The 24,342-nt window shown below is 49.9% G+C and carries 25 protein-coding genes and 2 tRNA genes; 17 read left to right on the top strand and 10 right to left on the bottom strand.

Going from position 1 to position 24,342, the window contains the following annotated elements; all coding sequences use genetic code 11:
* The first annotated feature begins 149 nt into the window (after nt 1-149).
* On the top strand, nt 150-1,571 hold the full coding sequence (locus HW447_RS13995; protein WP_176255753.1) for a tannase/feruloyl esterase family alpha/beta hydrolase: 1,422 nt from the start codon (nt 150-152) through the stop codon (nt 1,569-1,571).
* 140 nt (nt 1,572-1,711) lie between these two features.
* Nucleotides 1,712-2,665, top strand: coding sequence for a 3'-5' exonuclease (locus HW447_RS13990; RefSeq protein ID WP_176255752.1), 954 nt, complete (start codon nt 1,712-1,714; stop codon nt 2,663-2,665).
* A gap of 60 nt (nt 2,666-2,725) precedes the next feature.
* On the opposite strand, the gene HW447_RS13985 is transcribed toward HW447_RS13990, so the two are convergent.
* The 8 genes from HW447_RS13985 to HW447_RS13950 all read right to left on the bottom strand — a co-directional run bounded on the left by HW447_RS13985 (nt 2,726) and on the right by HW447_RS13950 (nt 10,040).
* On the bottom strand, nt 2,726-3,418 hold the full coding sequence (locus tag HW447_RS13985) for a response regulator (RefSeq protein WP_176255751.1): 693 nt from the start codon (nt 3,416-3,418) through the stop codon (nt 2,726-2,728).
* A gap of 2 nt (nt 3,419-3,420) precedes the next feature.
* Entirely contained in the window at nt 3,421-4,542 is a 1,122-nt protein-coding gene (locus tag HW447_RS13980) for a sensor histidine kinase (RefSeq protein ID WP_176255750.1), read from the bottom strand.
* A gap of 50 nt (nt 4,543-4,592) precedes the next feature.
* A complete protein-coding gene (locus HW447_RS13975) occupies nt 4,593-6,152 on the bottom strand; it encodes a D-alanyl-D-alanine carboxypeptidase family protein (RefSeq protein WP_176255749.1) in 1,560 nt (519 codons plus the stop codon).
* Nucleotides 6,153-6,162: 10 nt separating this feature from the next.
* Entirely contained in the window at nt 6,163-6,855 is a 693-nt protein-coding gene (locus tag HW447_RS13970) for a TIGR01906 family membrane protein (protein WP_176255748.1), read from the bottom strand.
* 179 nt (nt 6,856-7,034) lie between these two features.
* Complete coding sequence (locus HW447_RS13965; RefSeq protein ID WP_176255747.1) at nt 7,035-8,378, bottom strand: MATE family efflux transporter; 1,344 nt, start codon at nt 8,376-8,378, stop codon at nt 7,035-7,037.
* 136 nt (nt 8,379-8,514) lie between these two features.
* A tRNA-Lys gene (locus HW447_RS13960) sits at nt 8,515-8,587 on the bottom strand.
* A gap of 50 nt (nt 8,588-8,637) precedes the next feature.
* On the bottom strand, nt 8,638-9,561 hold the full coding sequence (locus tag HW447_RS13955; protein ID WP_176255746.1) for a mechanosensitive ion channel family protein: 924 nt from the start codon (nt 9,559-9,561) through the stop codon (nt 8,638-8,640).
* Nucleotides 9,562-9,575: 14 nt separating this feature from the next.
* Nucleotides 9,576-10,040, bottom strand: a complete 465-nt coding sequence (locus HW447_RS13950) for an RrF2 family transcriptional regulator (RefSeq protein ID WP_176255745.1) — start codon at nt 10,038-10,040, stop codon at nt 9,576-9,578.
* Between the two features lie 464 nt (nt 10,041-10,504).
* Between HW447_RS13950 and HW447_RS13945 the strand changes: the two genes are divergently transcribed.
* From HW447_RS13945 to HW447_RS13900, 10 genes are all read left to right on the top strand, one after another.
* Nucleotides 10,505-11,545: a methionine ABC transporter ATP-binding protein gene (locus tag HW447_RS13945; protein ID WP_176255744.1), complete on the top strand. Its 1,041-nt coding sequence runs from the start codon at nt 10,505-10,507 to the stop codon at nt 11,543-11,545.
* Complete coding sequence (locus tag HW447_RS13940; protein WP_176255743.1) at nt 11,532-12,209, top strand: methionine ABC transporter permease; 678 nt, start codon at nt 11,532-11,534, stop codon at nt 12,207-12,209. The genes HW447_RS13945 and HW447_RS13940 overlap by 14 nt, the downstream gene beginning before the upstream one ends.
* A 47-nt stretch (nt 12,210-12,256) precedes the next feature.
* The gene (locus HW447_RS13935) at nt 12,257-13,102 is read left to right on the top strand and encodes a MetQ/NlpA family ABC transporter substrate-binding protein (RefSeq protein WP_176255742.1); all 846 of its coding nucleotides are present in this window, start codon (nt 12,257-12,259) and stop codon (nt 13,100-13,102) included.
* 12 nt (nt 13,103-13,114) lie between these two features.
* A complete protein-coding gene (locus HW447_RS13930) occupies nt 13,115-14,296 on the top strand; it encodes a M20 metallopeptidase family protein (protein WP_176255741.1) in 1,182 nt (393 codons plus the stop codon).
* The gene (locus HW447_RS13925; protein WP_176255740.1) at nt 14,293-15,318 is read left to right on the top strand and encodes a methionine ABC transporter ATP-binding protein; all 1,026 of its coding nucleotides are present in this window, start codon (nt 14,293-14,295) and stop codon (nt 15,316-15,318) included. The genes HW447_RS13930 and HW447_RS13925 overlap by 4 nt, the downstream gene beginning before the upstream one ends.
* Complete coding sequence (locus tag HW447_RS13920; protein WP_176255739.1) at nt 15,315-15,983, top strand: methionine ABC transporter permease; 669 nt, start codon at nt 15,315-15,317, stop codon at nt 15,981-15,983. Before HW447_RS13925 ends, HW447_RS13920 begins: the two co-directional genes overlap by 4 nt.
* Nucleotides 15,984-16,034: 51 nt before the next feature.
* Entirely contained in the window at nt 16,035-16,934 is a 900-nt protein-coding gene (locus HW447_RS13915) for a MetQ/NlpA family ABC transporter substrate-binding protein (protein ID WP_243176308.1), read from the top strand.
* Nucleotides 16,935-17,054: 120 nt separating this feature from the next.
* On the top strand, nt 17,055-17,786 hold the full coding sequence (locus HW447_RS13910; RefSeq protein WP_243176307.1) for a gamma-glutamyl-gamma-aminobutyrate hydrolase family protein: 732 nt from the start codon (nt 17,055-17,057) through the stop codon (nt 17,784-17,786).
* Between the two features lie 9 nt (nt 17,787-17,795).
* Nucleotides 17,796-19,100, top strand: a complete 1,305-nt coding sequence (locus tag HW447_RS13905) for an APC family permease (RefSeq protein WP_176255738.1) — start codon at nt 17,796-17,798, stop codon at nt 19,098-19,100.
* A gap of 75 nt (nt 19,101-19,175) precedes the next feature.
* A tRNA-Lys gene (locus HW447_RS13900) sits at nt 19,176-19,248 on the top strand.
* An 81-nt stretch (nt 19,249-19,329) separates the two neighbouring features.
* Here HW447_RS13900 and HW447_RS13895 read toward each other — a convergent pair.
* Both HW447_RS13895 and trmB read right to left on the bottom strand, forming a co-directional pair.
* A complete protein-coding gene (locus HW447_RS13895; RefSeq protein WP_176255737.1) occupies nt 19,330-19,467 on the bottom strand; it encodes a hypothetical protein in 138 nt (45 codons plus the stop codon).
* A 194-nt stretch (nt 19,468-19,661) separates the two neighbouring features.
* Nucleotides 19,662-20,321: a tRNA (guanosine(46)-N7)-methyltransferase TrmB gene (trmB, locus tag HW447_RS13890; RefSeq protein ID WP_176255736.1), complete on the bottom strand. Its 660-nt coding sequence runs from the start codon at nt 20,319-20,321 to the stop codon at nt 19,662-19,664.
* 272 nt (nt 20,322-20,593) lie between these two features.
* On the opposite strand from trmB, the gene HW447_RS13885 reads away from it, so the two are divergent.
* The 5 genes from HW447_RS13885 to HW447_RS13865 all read left to right on the top strand — a co-directional run bounded on the left by HW447_RS13885 (nt 20,594) and on the right by HW447_RS13865 (nt 24,335).
* Nucleotides 20,594-21,025, top strand: coding sequence for a PTS sugar transporter subunit IIA (locus tag HW447_RS13885; protein ID WP_176255735.1), 432 nt, complete (start codon nt 20,594-20,596; stop codon nt 21,023-21,025).
* Between the two features lie 36 nt (nt 21,026-21,061).
* On the top strand, nt 21,062-21,553 hold the full coding sequence (locus tag HW447_RS13880) for a PTS system mannose/fructose/N-acetylgalactosamine-transporter subunit IIB (protein ID WP_176255734.1): 492 nt from the start codon (nt 21,062-21,064) through the stop codon (nt 21,551-21,553).
* Nucleotides 21,554-21,581: 28 nt separating this feature from the next.
* Nucleotides 21,582-22,424: a PTS mannose/fructose/sorbose/N-acetylgalactosamine transporter subunit IIC gene (locus HW447_RS13875; protein WP_176255733.1), complete on the top strand. Its 843-nt coding sequence runs from the start codon at nt 21,582-21,584 to the stop codon at nt 22,422-22,424.
* 1 nt (nt 22,425) lies between these two features.
* Complete coding sequence (locus tag HW447_RS13870) at nt 22,426-23,238, top strand: PTS system mannose/fructose/sorbose family transporter subunit IID (RefSeq protein WP_207714815.1); 813 nt, start codon at nt 22,426-22,428, stop codon at nt 23,236-23,238.
* 131 nt (nt 23,239-23,369) lie between these two features.
* Nucleotides 23,370-24,335, top strand: coding sequence for a sugar ABC transporter substrate-binding protein (locus HW447_RS13865; RefSeq protein WP_207714814.1), 966 nt, complete (start codon nt 23,370-23,372; stop codon nt 24,333-24,335).
* Nucleotides 24,336-24,342: the final 7 nt, after the last annotated feature.

Genomic DNA, 24,342 nt, shown 5'->3' with positions numbered 1-24,342 from the left:
CGTTATTAGAGGAACGGATTTCAACAGCGGCAGGATATGTTATTTCTCAAGATATGATAATAGGAGATAACAGAGGCGGACAAATACAGGATGTAGAGAGAAAGAAGGCGCAGAAAAATACCAAGATAAAGTATTTAACAGTAAAGGGTGTGATTTATCCAAAGGATCCGTCAGCTCCCAATATTGAGTGGAAGTTTCTTCTTCCTTATTTATGGAATAAAAGAAGTGTTCAGATTGGAGGCGGGGCTAATAACGGGATAATTCCTGAGTTAGAAGGACCGATGCTTATGTCTGAATATTCACCGGTCGATCATGGTTATGTGGTATTTGGCGATGATTCAGGACATCAATCGGAAGATACTATGTCAGCTGAATTTGCGGAGAATGAAGAGGCGCTCCAAAATTATATTAGAGACCATCTGATTAAAACAAACAGCATTATGCACTTTCTGGTAAAGTTTTTCTATGGTACAGATACAGAATATACATACTTTGCGGGCGGCTCAGCAGGCGGCAGAGAAGCTTTGGAATGCGCGACAACATATGGTAAATATTATGATGGCATATTTTGTGCAGACCCAGTTTCGGACTTCGTGCTGCTGCGAGTGTGGGGGGCACTTTTATCAAAAGCGGTATATGACAGCTATGACCCGAATACATACCCGTTTTCAGATGGTTTTATTGATCAGGAAACAATCGAAAAAATTCAGGCGGACGCGATTGAACTTTATGATGGATTGGACGGGATTAGGGATGGAATTATTTCAAATATTTATGCTGCCAGAATGAATTGCTCAGAGTTTTTAATGCAAATTAAAAAGAAATATAAGCTGACTGAGGCACAGATTCATACACTGAACGTCTATGAAGATGGTTTTGAACTGAACTATTGCCTGCCCGAAGGGAAAAGACGCTATTATGGATACAGTGCGCTGGAAGGAGGACTTATGGATCTGGGACCGGATCCCGTTCCCAGAGAACCCCTTGATACCAAATATAATGTACATCACGGCGACCGTTCAGACGGTGTTTTTAAATATTTTATTGCAAAAGACAGGAATTGGAAGCTGATTGATCATGATTACTTAAACCCGGATAGGGAACTTTTGCAGCTGCTGAAAGCGGCGTCAGAGGCATATGATATTAAAACAGACTTTGATGATTTTATTTGTCATGGAGGAAAACTGATTTTATTTACCAGCTGGAATGATATGTCGATTAGTCCATGGCAAATTGTAGATTTTTACCAACGTACCGTTAAGAAATATGGGCAGAGTGGTACAGATTCATTCCTTAAATTTTTCTCTATGCCCGCTGCGGTACACTGCGGCGGAATTACCATGGATTATTTGGAATGGCTGGATGTATGGTGCAGTGAGAAATGCTTTCCAGCAGATCCTTTGTATGGAACGATTGAAAAGACCGGGGGACAGATGCCAATGGCCTCCTTCCCCGGCTGGGTCAGGTATAAGGGGGGAGATCCCATGAAAGGGCAAAGTTATGAGGTATCATTTGAACTTCCAGACCGTTTTTTTGAGTATTTAGATGAAAAAAGAGCAACTAGGGGATGACTGGCTGAACGAGATAGCCAGGTATGTATACCAGTTGCGTTTTGCGCCTCCCCCCTTTCCATATGCTCTGTCATATGATAAGATAGTAAAGCGCCTGAAAGGTCCCGTCAGGCGCACTAGAAAATGACAGGATGATGGAAATGAATTATATTGTACTTGACCTGGAATGGAATCAGAGCCCCGATGGGAAGGAGGGCCAGACCCGGCATCTGCCCTTTGAGATCATTGAAATCGGTGCAGTGAAGCTGGATCAGAACCGGAAACGGGCGGGGAAATTTCACCGGCTGGTAAAGCCTCAGGTCTATGACGAACTGCATTTCAAGATACAGGAAGTGACTGGTCTGGACATAGAGCAGCTTCGCCGGGAGGGGGAATCCTTTCCCAAGGTGATCCGGGAGTTTCTGGAATGGTGCGGGCCTGAGGAATACAGGTTCTGCACCTGGGGTCCCATGGATCTGACGGAGCTGGAGCGAAATATTGCGTATTATGTTCTGCCGCAGCCGTTTCTGCGCCCGCTTCTGTATTATGATGTTCAGAAACTGTATTCTCTGGAATATGGGGACGGCAGCAGCCGTATGGCGTTGGATCTGGCGGCGGCAGAAAAAGGGCTGGCGCAGGAGGGCGCGTTTCACAGGGCGTTTAATGATGCCTGCTACACCGCAGATATCTTTGAGAAAATTGATCTGGAACGGTTTGGAGTTTATGTATCGGTGGATTATTATCTCCTGCCGGGGAAAGGGGAGGCTTATCGGCTTTATTTCCCCGAATATTCCAAATATGTGTCAGAAGAGTTTGAAACAAGGGAAGAGCTGCTTAAAAATAAGGAAATGAGCGATCTTGTGTGTTTAAAATGCAGACGTATGCTGCGTAAGAAGATCCGATGGTTTTCCTGCGGGCAGCGGTTTTATTTTGCCGTCGGCATTTGCCCGGAGCATGGATATATGCGAGGAAAGATCCGGGTAAAGAAGTCGGAGCGGGAGCTTTACTATGGGGTAAAGACCATCAGGGAAGCCGGGGAAGAGGAGCTGGAGCAGCTGATCCAGAAAAGGGAAGATAATAAGAAGAAAAGAAAAAACCTGCCTAAAAAGTCATAGGCAGGCTTTTTTGCATCGGAAAAAGATCTGGTGCGGCCATGATGCCCTCCCGTTCCGGGATCATTCCTCACGCATCCGGTAGCCGACGCCGATTTCAGTAAATATGTACTGGGGTTCTGCGGGATTTTCCTCCAGCTTCCGGCGGATGTGTGCCATATTGACGCGGAGGATCTGATTGTTGCTGTCCGCATAGGGGCCCCAGATTTTAGTGATAATGGATTCATAGGTCATGACCCGTCCGGCGTTCTGTGCCAGCAGGCAGACCAGCTTATATTCGATCTGGGTCAGATGGACTTCACGGCCTTTTACCTTTACCAGACGGCGTTCAAAGTCAATGGATAGTTCTCCCACTTCATAACGGGAGGCAGAATGGGTCTGGCCTCGTTGAGCATGGCGCAGGGCAGTGCGGATGCGGGCTAAGAGCTCTCCGGTGCCGAAGGGTTTGGTCAGATAATCGTCAGCGCCCATATCCAGGGCCTCTACCTTGCTGGTTTCCATGGTGCGGGCGGAAATAACGATAATAGGAGTTGTGCTCCAGGAACGTACACTTTCGATGAGCTTAAGACCGTCCATATCCGGCAGGCCCAGATCCAAAAGGATCAGATCCGGGTGGTCGGAGGTAATGTGCTGCAGGCCTTCCCGTCCGGTGGCGGCTGTAATGACCCGGTAACCTTCGGGCTCTAAGACACGGCTGATAAAGCTGCATATGTTTCTTTCATCTTCAATAATAATGATATTTGCTTTTGTTGACATAATCAGTATTCCCTCCAGTCTGGTAAGGTAAAGGTAAACATTGCTCCGCTTGCGTGGTTGGCGGCTTCTATGGAACCGCCGTGAGCATTTATAATGGTTTTGCAGATAGAAAGACCGATTCCCATTCCCTTGCGTCCGTCTCCGCTCTGATTGGTGCATACGCCGCCGCCGTCAAAGAGGGTGGGAAAGCGGCTGGAATCGATGCCTTTTCCATAGTCTTTGATGGTAATGAAAAGTACGCCGTTTTCTGTCCGGGCAATGAGATCGATCGGTTCATGGCTTTCGGAGTGGAAAAGGGCATTTTCCAGCAGGTTGTTGATCACCTGCTCAATGAGCTTTGCATCCATGGGAACCATGATGAAGGCGCCGGGGATGGTGACGCGGACCAAAGCGTCAGGGAACCGCTTGCGGAAACGCTGTACAGCCTCGGAAATGACTTCCTCTAAGGGTTCTTCGCTTTTTACAACAGCCAGGGAACCGCTGGAGTCCTGAATCCGGGTGACGGACAGAAGATTTTCCACCATATTTAAAAGCCATTGGGCGTCCTCTTCAATGTTTGCTACCAGCTGGCGTTTTTCCGTGGCTGACATCGAGTCCTCGCGTTCCAGGTAGGTGGCGCTGGAGCCTATGATGGTGGTCAGGGGAGTGCGCAGGTCATGGGATACGGCCCGCAGCAGATTCGCCCGCATGGTTTCCTTTTCCGCGTTCATAAGCTTTCGGTCCTGTTCCCGGATGAGGGCGGTCTGACGGGAGATCATGATGCAGATGCTGCTGGTAAAGCAGGAGATAAAGGTCATCCCAAGAAACGTGAGAGGATAGCCGCTGAGTGTAAAATTCAGCTTCATATACGGCACACTGAAGGCAAAATTAACCCAAAAGACGCTGTAGAGTGAGGCAATGATGCCCGCGCCGTAGCAGCTGGTGGCCCTGGCGTTGAGGATGATAGCCAAAATGTATACAAGGGATACATTGATCAGGTTATCGGTGAAATGAAACATAAGGGTGGAAACGAGGGTAGCTGCCGCCATGTAGACAATGGTAGTAGGCAGGGCGCGGATGGTTTCCAGGATTGCTTTTTTTATATGAAAGGGTTCCCGTGGAAGAGGGAGGTGGAGGGCAGTCATGTTTTTCTCCTTTTGATGGCAGGGGCAGCCGGGGATGAACCCCGGCTGTTTTATTTACGGCGGGTACGCTTTGGCAGGCGGGTCTTTCTGCGGCGGTAGGATGGCATGGAGCTGCGCTTTTGTGAAAGCATCTGGTCAAAATCGGAGGAAGAAAAGCCCATATCCTCCAACCGCTCCAATCGCCGCTGACGGCGGCGCAGAAGATCATCCTGTTCTTTTTTACGGCCATGGAGGATCAGGAAAAGGATGATGGCAAGGATCAGGACGGCTCCGCCTGCCAGACACACTCCCAGCCACAGGGGCAGTCCGAAAAAACGGTCGGGAAAACCGTCTGGCTGGTTCTGGCTGCGGGTATTCCTGCTGCCTGGGGCGTCAGAACTTTGAGGGCTGTCTGCTGCGTTGCTGTCCGGGGGCTCTGCGTTATGCGGGCTGTCTTTTGCAGCAGTTCCGCTTTGGTTTTCGGCGGCGGATCGCGCCTGTCTGTTTGCGGCTGTGGGGGCTGCTGTACACAGATACACTTTTCCGACCTCATGGCCATCATAAGAATAGGAGATACGGGCGATGGCATTTTCCGGCGCGTTCTGATCCAGCTCATAGGAGAGACTGGGAGTCAGGTCGGAAAAGACCGCATCCTTGGGCAGGATCACTCGGCTGTTAGGATCCAGAGACAGGGAAATGCTGTCCTTTGCCGTCATCCCGGCGATGGTCATATCGTTTTTCAGAGACGGATAAGCGGTCTCGTGATCTGCTGCCTTTAAGGACTGAAAATTGGAAAAACCAAAATCAAGCATCGCTTTCGTATCCCGGTAGTGGGTCTGATGGCCGTTTAACACCACAGCGATCAGGGTAATTCCATCACGTTTGGCACAGGTTACCAGGGTATTGCCTGCCAGGGAAGTATATCCCGTCTTTCCCGCAAATGCTCCTGGATAGGTAACTGCCGTATTTTTCTTTATCATATTGTGATGGTTGGCAACATATCCTCCCTCAGGATTTTTCTTTGTAGGAGCCAGCTGATAGCTTCGGGTACCGCTGATCTCCACAAACGTGGGATTTTTAATAGCTGCCTGGGCGATCAGGGCCATGTCGTGGGCGGTGGTGTAGTGATTTTCGTCATTTAAGCCGCTGGGATTAGCAAAGTGGCTGCCCGTGCAGCCAAGGCTTGCGGCTTTTTCGTTCATCAGCTCAGCAAAAGCCTCTCTGGAGCCGCTTACATGGCAGGCCAGGGCATTGGCGCTTTCATTGGCAGAGGCCAGAAGCAGGGCGTACAGGCAGTCACGCACCGTCAGAACGTCCCCTTCATCAATCCCTGCCGTACTGCTTCCCGCCTCCACGTTATAAACGTCGTCATGGGAAAAGGTGACCATTTCATCCAGATCACATTTTTCCAGTACGATCAGGGCTGTAAGGATCTTGGTGATACTGGCAGGATAGTAGGCCTGGTTCTCATTCTTTCCATATAGAATAGTACCGGTGTCAGCATCCATCAGGATACCGCCATCCGCTTCAATGGAAACATTGGAGGGCCAGGGAGAAGCTGCCAGGACGGTCCGGGGCGTAAGGCCCAGGATGAGGCACAGGCAGAGGATCAGGGGAAAAAGTCGTTTCATAGTCATACTCCTATGGGCGGCGCTTGTTTTTAATAGTCAGGGTCAGGCAGACGGCAAACAGGATCAGGGACAGGCTGCCAAAGGTAAAGGCGATCCGGCCGGCTGTATCCATGAAAAAACCCTCAGGTACAATATTTATAAGCATATCGGTGGCAGGATCCAGAATCCACAGGTCATTGTTAAAGAAAATGTGGTGGAACATGATAAAGTATTTTGTAAAGTCCGTGGAAATGACCGCGGTAAGGGCTGCGATTACACCGAAAAACAATCCGGTACCAAGACAGAGGGAAGGGGGGAGAACCCGCTTAAAATCTGCTTTTGAAACAGCCATAAATAAAAGAACTGCCGCACACAGCAGCAAACATATCCGGCGGATGGAAATAGCGGCCAGAAACAGTCCCCTTACATCCTCCATGTGGGCGATTTCCCGTGCATTAAAAAATTCACGCTCCTGTCCGCCTATGACGGTCATGACGTGGAGATCTGCTCTGTCTCCCCGCAGGTAGGCCATCATCTGATCCGTCACATCCAGAAGGTCTTCCATAGTCATAGGCGGCAGGTCGTCCAGCACCTGATATTTTGTGTATTCCTTTTCAAAATATCCCGGCGTCCAGTAGACGACCGCTTCCACAGAGGTTACAAATAACAGGATCATCAGACAGAACGCCATAAAGACGCCTGCCAGCCGATGAATATATTTCACAGAAAATTCCTCCTTATAAAAAAGAAAAGTCCGACTCAGCAGCTTCTTGAGTACCTGCAAAGTCCGACCTTTGAGCGCGCCTCTATGAATCATAACCGGCTGCATAAATCATTAAAAAGACGCATAAATCAATTATTTTATATCATTAAATGGGGGAGTTGTCAATGTGAAAATGGATTTTAGGAAACCTGCTTTTTGCCGATTCTCCCAAGCATTTTCCACGCCGCTACGGCCGCTGCTGCTTCTGCCGCCGGAAAGGCGATCCATATGCCGGTAGGGCCCAAAAAGCGCGACAGGATCCATCCCAGAGGCACGATGATAATAAGCTGGCGCAGAAGCGAGATGATCAGGGATTCCTTTCCCCGGCCAATGGCCTCAAATACGCCGGGAACAACGATGCCTGCGGTGGAGATCAGGAAACTCAGTCCGATAATGCGCAGCGCCGGTATGCCGTACAGCAGCAGCTGGCTGTCGGCGTCAAAAAGCCTGAGGATGGGGCCGGGAAAGAAGACGGCTCCAATAGTTCCCGCCAGAGTGATGACGGCGGTGATCCCCAGGCTGCAGCGGATGGTCTGGCGCACACGCCCGTGTTCGCCGGCGCCGTAATTATAGCTGATGATGGGACGCATTCCCTGGATCAGGCCGTTGGAGGGCAGGTTTACAAAGCTCTGGAGCTTAAAATAAAGGCCGAATACAGCTACATATACGCTTCCGAAGGCAGCCAGGATGCCGTTTAGGATCCCGGTCAGAAGGGACGGCATAGCCAGCATCAGGCTGGAGGGAACAGCAATACTGTAGATGGAACGGATGAGTTCCCGGTCCGGCCGCATGAGATGAGGCCGGATGGATACGCCGATGGGCATTTTCAGGTACACAGCCACATAAAGGATAAGGGCTCCGATCTGTCCGATTACCGTAGCCACAGCTGCGCCTGCAACGCCCATGGCAGGCGCGCCGAACCAGCCGAAGATAAGAATGGGATCCAGAATGATATTGATAATGCATCCGCTTGCCATCAGGTACATGGTGGTTTTCATTTTTCCGACGCCCTGAAAGAGCTTTTCCATATACATCTGCAGGATCTGCCCGAAGGAAACGCAGAGGACGATAAAGGTGTAGCTGCAGGCCCAGTCCAGAATCTGCGGATCATTTGTAAACATCTGGAGAAACGGGCGCGTGATGAAAATACCTGCTGCTATGAATACAAGGCAGTGGATCAGCGCCAGCAAAAGGCCCGCTGAGGCCAGATGGTCTGCGTGTTCCCGCTTTCCGGCTCCCAGGCTCATGGAGATCAGGGAACTGGCGCCTACGCCCAGTCCCACTCCCAGGGCCATGATGATGTTCTGTAAGGGAAATGCAAGAGAGACTGCGGTAATGGCATCCGTACCGAGTTTGGCTACCCAGATGCTGTCCACGATATTGTAAAGAGAATTGATCAGCATGGACAGCATAACAGGCACTGCCATGGAGAGCAGCAGGGGAAATACCGGCTTTTCTTTTAAAAAGAGTTGATTTTCTTCCATTGGAACGCTCCTTTTTGTGTTTGTGAGAATAAAAAAGCCTCCCCGCCTGTTTTGATGCGGGAAGGCTTGCATATCTGTCATATAAAGAAAAGTCCGACCCCGCAGCTTCCAATATCTGCAAAATCAGACCTCTCAGTGCGCCTCCAGGGATTCGAACCCTGGACAAATAGATTAAGAGTCTACTGCTCTACCAGCTGAGCTAGAGGCGCATATCTATGTGCTGTTGTGTGACACGATAGACATTATATGGTATGGCAGCTTATTTGTCAATAGTTTTTTGAAAAATATTTACATCCATCTGATTATAGGGAATCTCAATGCCGGCGTCATCAAATTCCAGCTTGGTTTTTTCAATAATGCGCCAGCGGGCTGCCCAGTAATCCTCCGTAGCAGCCCAGCCGCGGGAGCCCAGGATCACAGAACTGTCGGCCAGCTGGTCGACGTATACCGTGATGGGCTCATCCTGCAGGATCTGGGGATCCTCCCGGTAAATACGCTCTAGGATAGCCTTGGCTTTTTTCAGATCGGAGGAATAGCTGATACCAATGGTCAGGTCAATACGCCGCTTTTCCTGTGCCGTGACATTGGTGATCACAGCATTTGACAGGGTACCATTGGGAATGGTGATCCGTCGGTTGTCAACCGTCAGAAGAGTGGTGTATACAAGACCGATATTTAAGACCTTTCCCTCCACGCCCTCAGACACAATATAATCATGGATGCCAAAGGGCCGCATCACCAGGATGAGGATGCCTCCGGCAAAATTTCCCAGGCTTTCCTGAAGAGACAGGCCAATAGCCAGGGTGGCGGAGCCTAAAAGGGCGATAATAGAGGTGGATGGGATCCCGATTTTTTCCAGGGCCATAAAGATAACGATGGCATAGGCAATGGCATTTGCAAGAGAAATAAGAAACTTGCTCAGGCCAAGATCCATTCCCATGCGGTCAAAGGTACGTTTTAAAAAACGCCGAAGGTAAAAGGCGATCCTGTTTCCGATAATGATAATAATGGCGGCGTAGAGGAGCCGGTAGCTGAAGGATAAAAGGCCCGGTGTCCAGGAACGGATTGTTTCTAAAATAGCGTTTGGTTTCAGCTGCTGAAGGTCCTGGTGAACCTCCTGGACAACCGCCTGAGTCTCTTCAAGGGTTGGGATGGATGGGGTCTGCAGGGAAAAATATATCATAGAGTTCTCCAATATCATTGATGGTTTACATGGTTGTTGGAAGGGGAGCTTAAGGAGCATGGCAGATCGGAAAGCGCACCTTCGGCCAGATCCTTAAGGGTTACGCTCTGCAGATAATCCCGGATCAGATGATCCAGCTGTTCCCACATGGGAAGAGTGCAGCAGAACTGCCTGCGTCCGCAGGTGTTTTCAGGAGCCTTCAGGCAGGAAATGGGGGCGATCCGTCCTTCGATTGTTTCTATGATCTGGCAGGCTGTATATTCGGCGGAAGGACGGGACAGACGGTAGCCGCCGCCTTTGCCGCGGGAGGAAATGACAAGGTTTGCCTTGCTTAAAACAGACAAAATCCCTTCCAGATATTTTTCGGAGATCTGCTGCCGGTCAGCAATGTCCTGGAGCCTCACGAGGCTGCCGTCATTGTGTCCGGCCAGATCGATCATCACGCGCAGAGCATATCGCCCTTTTGTAGATACCAGCATGAAATCACCTCCGGTGTAAAATGATTATAAACATACAGAAATTATATGCGGTCTGTATTTTTCTGTCAATGTGAAAAAATGGTGCTGAAGTTATATATTATGTATAAAAATAATGGATTTGCAAGCTGGAAATACACAAATCAGATAAAATAGTGTCAATTCATAAAATCCTATTGACTTAGTAGGTTTAAAGGGCTATAATTTCCTGCATAACACACCAAAACAGTAGGTTAAAAACACAGGAGGAAATGAAGATGATGAAGGTAAACTGTATGTGCTGTATGGATCGAATGCTGAACTCCCGGACGTCCCGCGTATACCGGTCTGCTTTGTCGTACCTGCATTCATGTCAGAATCCTGTCAGGTAGGGGAAAAAGCCGTATATCTATCATGGGTTGTCCGGGAGCGAAAATGGTTTCCGGGCTTTTTTTATATCTAAAAACAGATGAAAAGGATACGATAAAATGATTGAACTGAAACATATAACAAAGATCTTTACATCAGGAAAGACCCAGGTAAAGGCTGTGAGGGATGTTTCCCTTGAGATCCGGGACGGTGAGATATACGGCATCATAGGTTTCTCAGGCGCTGGAAAATCCACGCTGGTGCGCTGCATCAATCTGCTGGAACGGCCCACACAAGGGACGGTGGAGGTAGACGGCGAAGATCTGACTGGCCTTACAAATGCTCAGCTTCGCAGGGCGCGCAAAAAGATCGGCATGATTTTTCAGCATTTTAACCTTCTTCCCTCCCGAACGGTATTTGAAAATATCGCCTATCCTCTGAAAGGGGAAAAAGGATCCGGCGCAGAACGGGCCAAACGGGTGCGGGAGCTGTTGGAACTGGTGGATCTGAAGGATAAGGAAAATGCCTATCCCAGCCAGCTTTCGGGAGGTCAGAAGCAGCGGGTGGCCATTGCCAGAGCGCTGGCAAATCATCCCTCCGTTCTGCTGTGCGACGAGGCGACCAGCGCACTGGATCCCCAGACAGCTCATGCGATCCTGCAGCTGTTAAAACGGCTGAACCGGCAGCTTGGGATTACCATTGTTCTGATTACGCATCAGATGGAGGCGGTAAAGGAAATCTGTGACCGTGTAGCCGTAATGGAGACGGGACGGGTGGCAGAGGAGGGAGATGTATTTTCCGTCTTTGCGGAGCCAAAGGAAGAGATTACCAGAGAATTTATTCGCTCCGGCTCCAGCCTGTACCGGATTCAGGAGCGGCTGGAAGGGGAGGTTTCTGCGCTTGCCCTTAAGCCGGGAGATCGGCTGGTGCGTCTCTCTTACCGAAAGAGAAGTGTCTCCGAGGCCTTGGTATCGGAGATATCCCGTCGTTTCTATATAAATGTAAATATTATTTTCAGTGAGATCGAACTGATCCAGGATGCGCCTTTAGGCGGTCTTGTAGCTGTTTTGAGCGGAACGGAGGAAGGGATCGAAGGCGCTGTCCGGTATCTGCTGGAAAAGGAAGTAAAGGTGGAGGTGATCGAACATGATGCTGCTTGAGAAGCTGGCGCCCAATATACTGAGTAAGCCGGATGAATTTCTGGAGAGCTGTCTTCAGACCCTGTATATGGTTCTTTTCTCCGGCGGAATTGCATTTGTGATTGGTCTGGCCTTTGGCGTGATCCTGACGGTGACCCGAAAGGGCGGCATCCTGCAGAATACGGCTGTTTACGCGGTGCTTGACAAGGCGATTAACCTGTTTCGATCCATTCCTTTTGTGATCCTGCTGACCGCCCTGATCCCTGTGACCCGTTTTGTGGTGGGAACGGCCATCGGTACAAAGGGCGCTGTCCTTCCCCTGGTGGCGGGAACGATTCCCTTTTATTCCAGGCAGGTGGAAAATGCTCTGGTTCAGCTGGATCATGGGCTGGTTGAGGCGGCAGAAAGCATGGGATCCGGCCCCTTTGAGATTATATTCCGTATTTACCTTCGGGAATCGCTGCCGGCTCTCTCGCGGGCTACAACGGTGACGCTTATCAGTCTGATCGGCCTTACCGCCATGGCCGGAGCGGTAGGCGGCGGAGGGCTGGGAGACTTTGCTGTCCGCTACGGCCACCAGCGGAATCAGGCGGATGTAACGTATGTGACTGTGATTGTCCTTTTAGCGGCCGTCAGCCTGGTTCAGACCATTGGGCTGTGGCTGGAACGGAGAACGACCCATTAAAAGCTGTTTTACATAGAGGAAAAAGATAAAAATGGAGGAAGAGGAAAATGAAAAAGAAGGAAATTTTAAGAATTGCTGCAGCTGCTGTGGCTGCTTTGGCGCTCACTGCCTGCGGAGAAACAGGAAAGACGGCTGGTTCAGAAACAACGGGGGACGGGAAACAGACAACGGTACGTCTGGGTGTTGTGGGGGAGAATAATGAACAGTGGACGCCGGTGATTAACCGTCTGGCAGAGGAGGGGATTACACTGGAACTGGTGAAATTTGCAGACTATACCCTGCCGAACCAGGCGCTGGCGGACGGGGAAATTGACTTAAACTCTTTTCAGCATTATGCCTATCTGAATAATGAGATCAAAGATAAAGGGCTGGATCTGACAGTCATAGGGGAGACGGTGATTGCTCCTCTGGGCGTATATTCAGAACGGATTGATTCTCTGGATCAGCTGAAGGAGGGAGATCAGATCGCTATTCCCAATGATGCGACCAATGAGGGGCGGGCTCTGAAGCTTCTGGAAACAGCGGGGCTTATAAAGGCGGATCCGCAGGCGGGATATACGCCGGCGCTTTCAGATATTACGGACAATCCGCTGAAGCTGAAGTTTACGGAGGTAGAGGCGGCCCAGACAGCAGCGCTTCTTCCCGATGTGGCAGCGGCGGTCATTAACGGAGGCCATGCGGTGGATCACGGACTGAATCCGACAGAGGATGCCATCTATCTGGAAGAGGTGCAGGAGGGAAGTGATAATCCATATATCAATGTGATCGCTGCAAGAACGGCGGATAAGGATAATGAGCTGTATAAAAAGATTGTAAATTATTTCCAGAGCGATGATGTAGCTGAGGTGATAAAGGAAACATATAAGGGATCATATGTGCCGGCATGGCAGTAAGGAGGAAGGGATATGACCGTTTTACAGCAGGCAAGAGAGAATGAAGGGTATATCATTGGGCTGCGGAGGGAATTTCACGCAGAACCGGAGCTGAGTCTTAAGGAATTTCATACGGCTGACCGCATAGAAGAGGAATTGGAAAAGATGGGGATCTCCCACTGGCGATGCAGAGAAACCGGCGTATACGCAGTTTTAAAGGGCACGGGAGAGGGAGGCGGCACGATTGCTCTCCGGGCGGATACGGATGCGCTGTCTATCGAAGAGACTCACAAAACAGAGTATTGTTCCCGAAGGCCCGGCGTGATGCACGCCTGCGGACATGATGCTCATGCGGCCTGCCTGCTGGGAGCAGCCCGTCTGCTGGCTCAGAGAAAGGAAACCTTTGGCGGAGAGGTGCGTTTTTTCTTTCAGCCGGGAGAGGAAATCGGCGCGGGAGCAAAGGAATTTATAGAAGAAGGGCACCTGGAGGGAGTACAGCGTATCTTTGGACTTCATGCAGCCTCAGACCTTCCGACGGGAACCATAGGGATTAAGCCCGGCTCCAACAATGCAGCAGTGGATTATTTTAAGATCACAGTTCACGGAACAGCGGCTCACGTTTCTACGCCGGAGAAAGGGGCGGATGCCCTTTATATTGCAAGCCAGATCGTGATTGGAGCTCAGGCTGTCGCCACAAGGCTTCATTCCCCCGTAGAACCCATGCTCATCGGGATCGGGAGACTGGACGCAGGTACTGCCTACAACATTGTAGCAGGGCAGGCGGTGATTGAAGGAACTACCCGCACTCTGACAGAGCAGACGCGGGCCGAGGTTCGCAGGCAGCTGGATCAGCTGGCAGGGCAGACGGCCCTGCTCTGGGGCGGAAGTGCGCAGACCCAATGGGTAGAGTTTACGCCGCCTCTGGTAAATCCGGAGGATGTAAGCAAGGAGGTGCAGCGTCAGGTGGCCCTGCTGCCGGGAGTACAGGTCATTACAGACCGCCCTGTATCCCTGGGAGGCGATAATTTCGCTGAGTTTCAGAAACAGGTTCCAGGTGTTTACGCCTATCTTGGAACCCGCAGTGAGAAAAAGCCAAACACAGCCCTGCCACACCACAACGGCGGCTTTGATATTGACGAAAGCGCTCTGGCGTATGGAACAGCGCTTTATGCACAGTATGCACTGTGGTGGCTGCAGGAAGGAAACAAAATATGATAACGTTTTCACACTTAAATAAAACATTTTACAGCCGGGCCGGGAAGGTGGAGGCTCTTAAGGATGTTTCTCTTACCATAGAGAAGGGGGACATCTTCGGCGTAATCGGATTTTCGGGTGCAGGGAAATCTACGCTGCTTCGGATGGCAAACCTGCTGGAACGGCCCGACAGCGGTACAGTTACGGTAGATGGAAAAGAACTGACCGGCATGAGCGAGCGTCAGCTGATTCCCATACGGCGCAGGATCGGAATGGTATTTCAGCAGTTTCACCTTCTGGAGTCACGTACGGTTGCGCAAAATATTGAGATTCCCATGGTTTTAGCCGGAATGGAGGCATCAGAGCGCGCCGCCAGAAGGGAGGAGCTGCTTAAGTTTGTGGGCCTTGGCGACAAGGCAGAGGTTTATGCTGGCCGCCTGTCCGGCGGACAGAAGCAGCGGGTGGGAATCGCCAGAGCGCTGGCTCTGTCGCCCTCTCTTTTGCTCTGCGACGAGGCAACCAGCGCCCTGGATCCCAAGACTACAGAGGATATTCTGGCGCTGTTAAAAAAGATCAACCGGGAGCTGGGAGTTACGATCCTTCTGATCACTCATCAAATGCAGGTGGTACAGCGCATATGCAGCCGTGTGGCAGTGATGGAGCAGGGACGGATCGCAGAGCAGGGCACGGTTCTGGAGGTATTCGGATCTCCCAGAGAGGAGATTACAAAAAGCTTTGTCCGTTCCATTATCCAGGATGAGGTGCCGGGGAGTATACAGGCGATCATCCGGGCGGACGGCCGGGGAGGCCGGATCGAAAAGCTGAAATTTGTGGGAAATACAGTTAATGAGCCGGTGATTGCGGAAATTGCCAGACAGGAGGGCATTGAGGTGAATATTTTGTGCGCCAGCGTACAGGAAATGCAGGACAGCGTTATGTGTGTATTTCTGGTGCGGCTTCTGGGAAGTGAGACGGCTATTTCAAAAACAGAAGCTCTGATCGACCGGATGGGCGTACTGAGAACGGAGGTGCAGCCGGCATGAAACAGAAATTATTTGGAGTTACCCTGGAAAAGCTTTTAAACAGTCTGGGGCAGACGGTTTATATGGTAGGGATCGCCCTGTTCCTGGGATCGCTGCTGGGGCTTGCGATCGCATTGGTGCTGGTTCTTTGCCGCAGAGGCGGCCTTAAGGAGAACCGGATAATTTACACGATCGTAAGCGTCTTTGTCAATGTGGTGCGGAGTGTCCCCTTTGTGATCCTTCTGGTTACCATCATGCCGCTTACAAGAGCCGTAGTGGGAACCACCATCGGAAGTACGGCGGCCCTTGTGCCGCTGATCTTCTACATAAGCCCATATATGGCCAGGCTGATTGAAAACAGCCTGCTGGAGGTGGATGCCGGGATGATCGAGGCCTCCCGCGCCATGGGGGCCACTCCTTTTCAGGCAGTCCGGTATTTCCTTCTGCCGGAGGCTCTTGGCTCCATTGCGCTGGCTCTGACGACCGGAGCCATCGGACTTTTAGGCGCGACGGCCATGGCTGGTTATGTGGGCGGCGGAGGTATCGGCGACCTGGCTCTTACCTATGGATATCAGAAATTCAATACGCCGCTGATGCTCTTTACCGTGTGTATTCTGATTTTTGTGGTCCAGATCCTGCAGGCGCTTGGAAACAGGATTTCACGGCGCCTTCGGGAGCGAAACTGAAGATTTGCTGTTAAAATATATTATATTCAGGGAAATGAGAGGAAAATGTGTATGAGAAAAATGAAAAAGGTAAAATATGGAATCATATTAGCAGGGGCAGCTGTTTTGTCTGCGGCGGCCCTGTCAGCCTGCTCGGCGAAGGCAGAGGCATCCGCGGACCATACAGCCAAAGAAACGACATCCGCGGACGGCACGGCTACAGAGACGGTGTCCGGGGAGAAAAAGACGATTCGGTATGGAAAATCACAGGGGCCTTATACGGAACTGTTTGAGGCAGCAGTGGTTCCTATCCTGGAGCAGGAGGGGTATACGGTGGAAGGAACGGACTTTTCCGATCTTCTGACAGCAGATGTAGCTTTAAATGACGGGGATGTGGATGTAAATGTGGAGCAGCATACGGCTTATCTGGAGAACTTTAATTCTTCTTACAATGGAGACCTTACGCCCATCAGCCCGATTCCTACCGTTCCTGCGGGAATATATTCCTCCACGCACACCAGTCTGGATGAGATAAAAAAGGGCGCAAAGATCGCTGTGCCAAATGACGCCTCCAACACCGCCAGAGCATATGCGCTGCTTCAGAAGGCAGGATGGATTAGGCTGAATGATCAGACAGAACTGTCTAAGGTTACTCAGGATGATATTACAGAAAATCCCTATGGGATCGAATTTACGGAAATGAACAGCCTGACCATCCCCAATGCCATGGAGGATTTCGACTATGTGGTGATAACGGGAAGCATTGTGTATAACGCGGGGATCGATCCTTCCAGCGCATTGTTAAATGAAGATATACTGGAGCCGCTGATCCTACAGGTGGTGGTAAAGAAGGAGAACGCACAGGCAGACTGGGCCAAAGCCATTGCGGACGCTTACCATTCTGATGCGTTTAAGGAATATATGAAGGAGCATAATGACGGCCTGTGGTACGTACCGGAGGAGCTGCAGTAAATATAAAACGTGAAAGAAGTAGAATACCCTGGCAGATTGTGGTATAGTGCAGTCAGAAGCCTGGCAGGCTAAGACTTTTAAAAATAAATCAGGCGAAAGAGCCGCAGAAAGGAAGTGGAAATGATGAGGAAACTGAGGATTGGGATTACAGGGAATATATTGATCATGGACGGAGGTATGCTCCCTGGAATCTACCGGTCATATGTCAATAATGATTATGTGGAAAGTCTGGAACAGGCAGGCTGTATCCCTGTCCTACTTCCGGTCATTTCAAATCTGAATGATGTAAAGGAGCAGATGGAAGGCCTTGATGGAATTGTGCTCTCAGGAGGATACGATATCGATCCGGCACTGTATGGGGAGCAGCCCATGCAGGGACAGGGATTTACAATGAATGAAGTGGACCGGTTTTATCTTGCGGTGATTCATGCGGCGGATGAGAAGAAGATTCCTGTACTTGGAATCTGTAAGGGAATCCAGGCCATAAATGTCGCCTACAAAGGAACGCTCTATCAGGATCTGAAAACACAGAAAGCCAGCGCAGGACAGCATATGCAGCAGGCGCCCAGGTACAGCGCATTTCATCAGGTGGAAACAGAAGAGGGAAGTTTCCTCAGAGGTGTCTTAGGAGAGAAGGAAATGGTAAATTCATTCCATCACCAGAGCATCAAAGATACGGCACCGGGATTTCGCGTGACAGCCAGGGCGCTGGACGGCGTTGTGGAAGGGATCGAAAAGGAGGAAGGAACGTTCATGGCGGGCGTTCAGTGGCATCCTGAGATGATGGCAAAGTTCGGACATGAGAAGATGACGCGGCTGTTTGAAAAATTCGCAGAAAAATGCAGAAAATAAGGAGGATATATGGAAGCTACAAAGAAAAAGTTCGGGTTGTTCAGCATCATCTTACTGGGAATGAACGCTATTATTGGTTCGGGTATCTTTTTGCTGCCGGGGCAGGCGTTTGATATTCTTGGAACCAGCAGTCTGTTTGTCTATCTCTTTATAACACTGCTGGCAGGTTCTATGGCGCTTTGCTTTGCGGAAGTTGCAGGGCTTTTCAAATCAAACGGCGGTGCGTATATTTATGCAAAGGAAGCGTTTGGAAATTTTGCGGGCTTTGAAGTGGGATTTATGAAATATATTGTCCAGATCATTGCATGGGCAACCATGTCGGTAGGGTTTGTGACAGCGCTTTCCGCGATTGTGCCCTCGGTCGCAGAGGGGCCGATGCGCGTTGTGACGATCATCCTTGTGGTTGGCGGGTTAAGTATCATAAATATTCTGGGGCTTGAACTGGCAAAATATGTAAACAACATTGCTACAGTAGGAAAACTGGTTCCGTTGGTTCTGTTCATCGCAGTGGGTATCTTTTTTATAGATGGGAGAAATTTTCAGCCTGTCATCCCGGAGGGGATTACAGCAGGAAAGTTTTCCGAGTCTGCGATCCTGATTTTTTATGCGTTTACTGGATTTGAGGCCATCTCAACTGCTTCAGAGGATATGGACAATCCTAAGAAAAATATTCCCATCGCAATTGCAGTATCCATTGGCTGCGTATCTCTGATCTATTTTATGATCCAGTTTGTGAGTATCGGAATTTTAGGCACAGGCCTGCATGGAACAAAGACTCCGGTAGTAGATGCGATGGCTTCCACCATTCTCGGAAATGCGGGTGGAATCATTGTTACAGCCGGAACGCTTGTATCCATTGGAGGGATCAACGTGGCATCTTCTTTCCTGACACCGCGCGGCTGCCTGGCGCTGGCACAGAGAGGGATGCTTCCTCCTATTGTTGCGAAAAAGACAGAAAAGGGAACTCCGGTCGCAGCAATTTTAATTACAGCCGTACTGGTGATTCCTATTGCATTATCAGGTACATTTACACAGCTGGCAGCGATCAGCGTTATTTCAAGATTTACACAGTATATTCCCACCTGCCTTTCTGTCATTGCATTCAGACGGCGCGGCATGAAATCGACATTCCGTATTCCTTTTGGATATACGATTCCGGTTCTGGCAACGATCGTAAGCGCATGGCTCCTGCTGAATGCAGATGGAAAGAAACTGATCATTGGACTGGGCGCGATGATCATTATTGCACCGCTTTATTTTGTGATGAAAAACTATAATCAAAAACATGGGTATGAGTTTAAGGACGCAGAATAGAAGGTTGAAAAAATAAAAAAAATAGTTGACAACTCTTTCCGGCTGAGCTATAATACTCGTTGTGTTCAAGAGAACGCGCCTCTAGCTCAGCTGGTAGAGCAGTAGACTCTTAATCTATTTGTCCAGGGTTCGAGTCCCTGGAGGCGCATTAAAAGGTCTGATTTTGCAGATATTGGAAGCTGCGGGGTCGGACTTTTTTTGTGTTTTGAAATTACAATAAGCAGTCCGGCTATTTTTTCTTTTTGCTTCCCAGCGCCTTTTGGGCCTCCTTGAAGGAACGGCTGAGCCGCAGCGCTTTGCGGTCCAGATCCGGGCGGTCACAGGTTGCCTGCTGGAGCTTCTTGAGAATGGATGGAGGAAGGGGCATAGGATCACCGTCTTTCTTAAAAATTTAATCAGGCATATATAGCAGATATATAAGTGCCCCGGCATCTGGATGCAGAATCAGATCAGCATCCGAACGCCGGGGCATTTTTGGCCTTTTCCATCCGGGGATATGGTATTGTTATCCGCAGATAGCGGCCGCGGATGATAAAGGGAAAAGCATCCTTTTGGGGCCTTTTACACTTTATCATATGCAGGCACATTCCGTCCCGCAACCAGCTTGCAGATAGGATTACCCATGGAAGAGAATTTCTCCTCATATTCTGTCATTACATTTCCTTCGTTCATGGAGTCGTGATGGAGGTCAAAGGTGTGCGCCTTGATCTGCCATCCGGCCTCAGGGATGGCTTCCAGAGAATAGTCAAACAATCCCCGGTTGTCGGTTTTAAACTCAATTACTCCGTTTTTTGCCAGAATCAGGTCATATACAGCCATAAAATCCGGAGAGGTAAGCCGGCGTCTGGCGTGGCGGTCCTTGGGCCAGGGATCGGAGAAGTTTAAGTAAATGCGGTTTACCTCGCCGGGGGCAAAGTATTCCGCCATGGCCTTTGCATCAATGCACAGGAAATAAATATTGTCTAATTCCAGCCCGGCTCTTTTCTGCAGGCCGCGCAGCAGCACGCTGGAATACCTCTCGATTCCGATGTAGTTGATATTCGGATTTTTCTGAGCCAGCTCCATGATGAAACGTCCCTTTCCCATGCCTACTTCGATTTCAATGGGATTGTCGTTTCCAAATACCTGGTTCCAGCTGCCTTTATGGAGCGCCGGCTCCTGGATGACATAGGGGCTTGTGGAAATGGCTTCCTCTGCTCCTGGGATATGTCTTAAACGCATAAATGTGTGTCCTCGTCTTTCTGAAAAACTTCAAAATAAAAAGCAATCGGACTCATTTTAACATTCAAACGGTGTAAATGCAACTGCCAAAGGCCTGAAATCAGGGGAAGCGCCAGGCGGGCGGGAGGGAAAATCATACAGGTATGACATTTGTCACGGGAAAATGACAAATGCAATGGATTTTTTGCTTAAATCCGTGACAATGGACAGCTGTTTTCACGATGCAAAACTGCTACAATCAAGTCAAGTGATCAGGCAAGGAGGGAACGGTTATGAAGTATGTGGTATTAGTAAGCCACGGGACATTTGCACAGGGGCTGCACAGCGTTTTAAAAATGCTGGCAGGAGGAGACCGGGCGGATGTGCTCAGTACAGGCATGGAGGACGGAATGGGGGCTGATGTATTTGCGGAACGGTTTAAGGAAACCATTTCTCCCATTGGAGATGAGGATGAGATCATCCTTCTGGCGGATATTATAGGAGGCTCGCCTCTGACGAATGCCCTGGATGTGGCGGCAAAGGCCGGAATGCTGGACAGGACACGGGCCTATGGCGGAATGAATCTTCCCATGGCTCTGACGGCTGTCCTGATGAAGGATACGGTGGATAAAGATACACTTGAAATGAGTATGCTGACCGAGTCAAAGAATGCCATGGCTCGGATGGAACTGCATACAGAAGAAGACGGTGAAGACGATATTTAGTACAGCAGCGCACATTTTTAGTAGGAGGATATAAAGATGTCAGTATCATTTGTAAGAGTAGATGACCGCATGATCCACGGCCAGACCTGCACCAGATGGGCGATGGAATACCCCTGTGACGGCCTGGTGGCAGTCAATGACACAGCGGCTTCCAATCCCGTATTAAAGGCGGCATATAAGAGCGCATCCGGAAAAAAGACCTTTGTCTGGACGATGGAAGAATGGAGACAGAAATGCCAGAAGGTGCTGGACAGCAAGGATCGGTATTTCCTGATTACCAAGAACCCGGTGGATATGAAAAAGATCCTGGTAGACCAGGGGTTTGATCCGGGAGTAAAGGATGTGATCATCGGCCCCTGTAATGACCGTCCAGGAACCGTAAAACTGGGAAATAACCAGTCCATCACGCAGGAAGAGGCAGAGGCATTGGAGGCTGTTATGAAGGCAGGATACAACGTGGAGTTCGCTCTGCTCAAGGACGAAGCAATCGGAAACTGGACTAAATTCAGAGGGCAGTTCGGCTTCTGACATACTCACGGAAAGGTGGTAATCTATTATGGAAATCAGTATGATACAGGCAATTCTGCTGGGCTTTTGTGCCTGCTTAGCCAGTATGCCCGGTATGGGAGGCACATCTTTTGGCAACTACACCCTGGGACGTCCTCTGGTAGCAGGTCTTGTGGTTGGCCTGATCCTGGGCGACATTCGGACGGGTATTATCGTGGGAGCCGCCATTCAGGTCATTTATATCGCACTGGTAACGCCCGGAGGCACCGTATCCGCAGATGTACGGGCTATCAGCTATATTGGTATTCCCCTTGCCATATGCGCCATTAAGGGTATGGGGCTGGATCCTTCTTCCAAGCAGGCTATGGATATGGCGGCTGCCCTGGGCGCTGCAGTAGGCACTCTGGGAACTGTGCTTTTCTACGGAACTGCCACCATGAACCTGATCTGGCAGCACATAGGATGGAAGGCAGTGGAAGAGGGAAATTTTAAGAAACTATATGTAGTTGATATGGGGCTTCCGTGGATTTCCCATTTTGTATGCTCTTTTCTTCCCACTGTAATTATCACCATGGCAGGCTCCAGCATGGTAGACCTGATGAAGGCATATCTTCCCATGGACGGAATCGCCATGAAGACGCTCTTTACTGTAGGCAGCCTTCTTCCGGCAGTAGGTGTGGCTATTCTGTTAAAGCAGGTTATTACAAAAACAGTTGATTTTCTGACATTTTTCTTTGGATTTACCCTGGCAGCCTGCATGGGCGTAAACCTGATCGGCGCAGCCCTGATCGGCGGATTCTTCGCAGTGATTAACTATAAGATTCAGATGCTCAAGACCATGCGCCCAGCAGCGGCAGGTCCTGCATATGACGACGATGAGGAGGAGATATAGAATGAAAAAATTATCAGCAAAAACCTTAAAAAAATCCTTCCTTTCCTGGTATTATGGCCATCTGACCTGTTTCTCCCAGGAGCATATGCAGACCTTTGGATATCTGTGCTCCATGGTTCCGGTAGTAGAGGAACTTTATGAAACAAAGCAAGAGCAGAAAGAGGCTTTAAAAACCTACAGCGCATTCTTTAATACAGAACCCCAGATCGGCACACTGGTCGTAGGCATGACGGCGGGTCTGGAGGAGGCCAAGGCAAATGGGGAACCCATTGACGGAGAAACGATTAACGGTATCCGGGCCGGACTTATGGGACCGTTGGCCGGTATCGGCGATTCTCTGATCGTAGGCACCCTGATTCCCATTTTGCTGGGCATTGGACTGGGGCTTTCTGGAAATGGATCGCCTCTGGGAGCGATTCTCTATATCGTAGTATGGAATCTGCTGATGTTTTTTGGTATGCGCTTTATTTACTACAAGGGGTATGAGATGGGAGGTAAAGCGGTAGAACTGCTGGTAGGTCCCCAGGCCCAGGCTATCCGGGAATCCATCGTAATGATCGGAACTATGGTGATTGGAGCTGTTGCAGCCAGCTGGATCAACATAAACACCGCTTTTGTGATACCAGGAGGCATCACACTTCAGAGTACGCTGGATTCCGTTTATCCCAGGTTTCTGTCTGCAGCAACGGTGGTATTTTGCTGGTGGCTGATGACAAAAAAGAAGATTTCTCCTACGATGGTCATGCTGATTTTGGTAGCGGTTGCATTTGCAGGCGTTCTTCTTGGTTTCTTTGATCCGGGACTGAGCTATTAAGTTCTGGCCTTTCGGCAGAAATAACACTGTCCGGAAGGCCTTTTGTATTTTAACGGATAAAAGCCTTTTCAAGAAACTCCGGGAATGGTATGATCAGAAAAAGAAGCTGCATTTGGAAGGGGGGCGTGAAAATGACCATGGAAAAGACAGCAAAGATATGGGCGGGAGCGGCGCTGGCAGCGGCTGTCGTGATGATTGCAGCCACCTTCAGTATCGTTTTCGGACAGTCGGGGAGGGAAAAGGGCGGACGTGTCTTTGGCGCGGTCTATATGACCATGAATAACCCTTTCTATGAAATCGTAGACGATGAGATACGGGGGGTGCTGGAAAGCCGGGGAGATATGCTGATTACAAGAGATCCGGCTCTTTCGGTGGAAAAGCAGACAGAGCAGATCGAGGAAATGATCGACCGGCGGGTATCTGCTGTTTTTGTGAATCCCGTAGACTGGAAAGCCATAGGCCCTGTGGTTGAAAAGGCAGAAAAAATGGGGATACCAGTCATTGCTGTAGACAGCGATATCTATGATGACAGCTATGTGTCCTGCACAGTGACTACAGACAATTATCAGGCCGGAGTGCTCTGCGCCAGACATCTGCTAAAGAGCAGGGATGATGCAGAGGTGATTCTTCTGACTCACAGCCAGACGAAATCCGGCATAGACCGGATACAGGGTTTTAAGGATACCTTGGAAGGAAGGGAGGGATTTGAGATCCTGGCGGAAAGAGACTGCCTGGGACAGCTGGAGATTGCCATGCCGGTTATGAAGGAACTGGCAGAAGAATATCCCCAGGCAGATGTGGTGATGTGTTTAAATGATCTGGCGGCCATGGGAGCCATGGCTGCTTTGGAGGAACTGGGGATGACAGGGAAAATGGCAGTCTACGGGGTAGACGGTTCTCCTGACGGAAAATCTATGATCGCAGAGGGAATCATGACAGCGACAGCGGCCCAGTTCCCTAGACAGATCGGGCGTGAGGCGGCGTTGGCAGCCTATGATATTCTGGATGGAAATTTGGCAGAGAAAGTGATCCAGATTCCGCCCTGCCTCATTACGGAAAGCAACCTGGAAAAATATGGAATAGACGGCTGGCAGTAGGAGGGGA

Origin of the sequence: Enterocloster alcoholdehydrogenati (genome assembly GCF_013282095.1) — a bacterium.
Lineage (GTDB): Bacteria > Bacillota > Clostridia > Lachnospirales > Lachnospiraceae > Enterocloster > Enterocloster alcoholdehydrogenati.
The sequence above is the reverse complement of the archived record's forward strand: the minus strand, read 5'-3'. Positions and strand labels throughout refer to the sequence as shown.

Excerpts from the sequence above, each read along its gene's own strand:
- HW447_RS13945 (WP_176255744.1), top strand. The coding sequence starts at position 10,505 with ATGATTGAACTGAAACATATAACAAAGATCTTTACATCAGGAAAGACC.
- HW447_RS13870 (WP_207714815.1), top strand. The coding sequence starts at position 22,426 with ATGAAAAAATTATCAGCAAAAACCTTAAAAAAATCCTTCCTTTCCTGG.
- HW447_RS13925 (WP_176255740.1), top strand. The coding sequence starts at position 14,293 with ATGATAACGTTTTCACACTTAAATAAAACATTTTACAGCCGGGCCGGG.
- HW447_RS13990 (WP_176255752.1), top strand. The coding sequence starts at position 1,712 with ATGAATTATATTGTACTTGACCTGGAATGGAATCAGAGCCCCGATGGG.
- HW447_RS13910 (WP_243176307.1), top strand. The coding sequence starts at position 17,055 with ATGATGAGGAAACTGAGGATTGGGATTACAGGGAATATATTGATCATG.
- HW447_RS13920 (WP_176255739.1), top strand. The coding sequence starts at position 15,315 with ATGAAACAGAAATTATTTGGAGTTACCCTGGAAAAGCTTTTAAACAGT.
- HW447_RS13930 (WP_176255741.1), top strand. The coding sequence starts at position 13,115 with ATGACCGTTTTACAGCAGGCAAGAGAGAATGAAGGGTATATCATTGGG.
- HW447_RS13950 (WP_176255745.1), bottom strand. The coding sequence starts at position 10,040 with ATGCTGGTATCTACAAAAGGGCGATATGCTCTGCGCGTGATGATCGAT.
- HW447_RS13980 (WP_176255750.1), bottom strand. The coding sequence starts at position 4,542 with ATGACTGCCCTCCACCTCCCTCTTCCACGGGAACCCTTTCATATAAAA.
- HW447_RS13885 (WP_176255735.1), top strand. The coding sequence starts at position 20,594 with ATGAAGTATGTGGTATTAGTAAGCCACGGGACATTTGCACAGGGGCTG.
- HW447_RS13940 (WP_176255743.1), top strand. The coding sequence starts at position 11,532 with ATGATGCTGCTTGAGAAGCTGGCGCCCAATATACTGAGTAAGCCGGAT.
- HW447_RS13865 (WP_207714814.1), top strand. The coding sequence starts at position 23,370 with ATGACCATGGAAAAGACAGCAAAGATATGGGCGGGAGCGGCGCTGGCA.
- HW447_RS13905 (WP_176255738.1), top strand. The coding sequence starts at position 17,796 with ATGGAAGCTACAAAGAAAAAGTTCGGGTTGTTCAGCATCATCTTACTG.
- HW447_RS13880 (WP_176255734.1), top strand. The coding sequence starts at position 21,062 with ATGTCAGTATCATTTGTAAGAGTAGATGACCGCATGATCCACGGCCAG.
- HW447_RS13985 (WP_176255751.1), bottom strand. The coding sequence starts at position 3,418 with ATGTCAACAAAAGCAAATATCATTATTATTGAAGATGAAAGAAACATA.
- HW447_RS13875 (WP_176255733.1), top strand. The coding sequence starts at position 21,582 with ATGGAAATCAGTATGATACAGGCAATTCTGCTGGGCTTTTGTGCCTGC.
- HW447_RS13935 (WP_176255742.1), top strand. The coding sequence starts at position 12,257 with ATGAAAAAGAAGGAAATTTTAAGAATTGCTGCAGCTGCTGTGGCTGCT.
- HW447_RS13965 (WP_176255747.1), bottom strand. The coding sequence starts at position 8,378 with ATGGAAGAAAATCAACTCTTTTTAAAAGAAAAGCCGGTATTTCCCCTG.
- HW447_RS13915 (WP_243176308.1), top strand. The coding sequence starts at position 16,035 with ATGAGAAAAATGAAAAAGGTAAAATATGGAATCATATTAGCAGGGGCA.
- HW447_RS13975 (WP_176255749.1), bottom strand. The coding sequence starts at position 6,152 with ATGAAACGACTTTTTCCCCTGATCCTCTGCCTGTGCCTCATCCTGGGC.
- HW447_RS13895 (WP_176255737.1), bottom strand. The coding sequence starts at position 19,467 with ATGCCCCTTCCTCCATCCATTCTCAAGAAGCTCCAGCAGGCAACCTGT.
- HW447_RS13955 (WP_176255746.1), bottom strand. The coding sequence starts at position 9,561 with ATGATATATTTTTCCCTGCAGACCCCATCCATCCCAACCCTTGAAGAG.
- trmB (WP_176255736.1), bottom strand. The coding sequence starts at position 20,321 with ATGCGTTTAAGACATATCCCAGGAGCAGAGGAAGCCATTTCCACAAGC.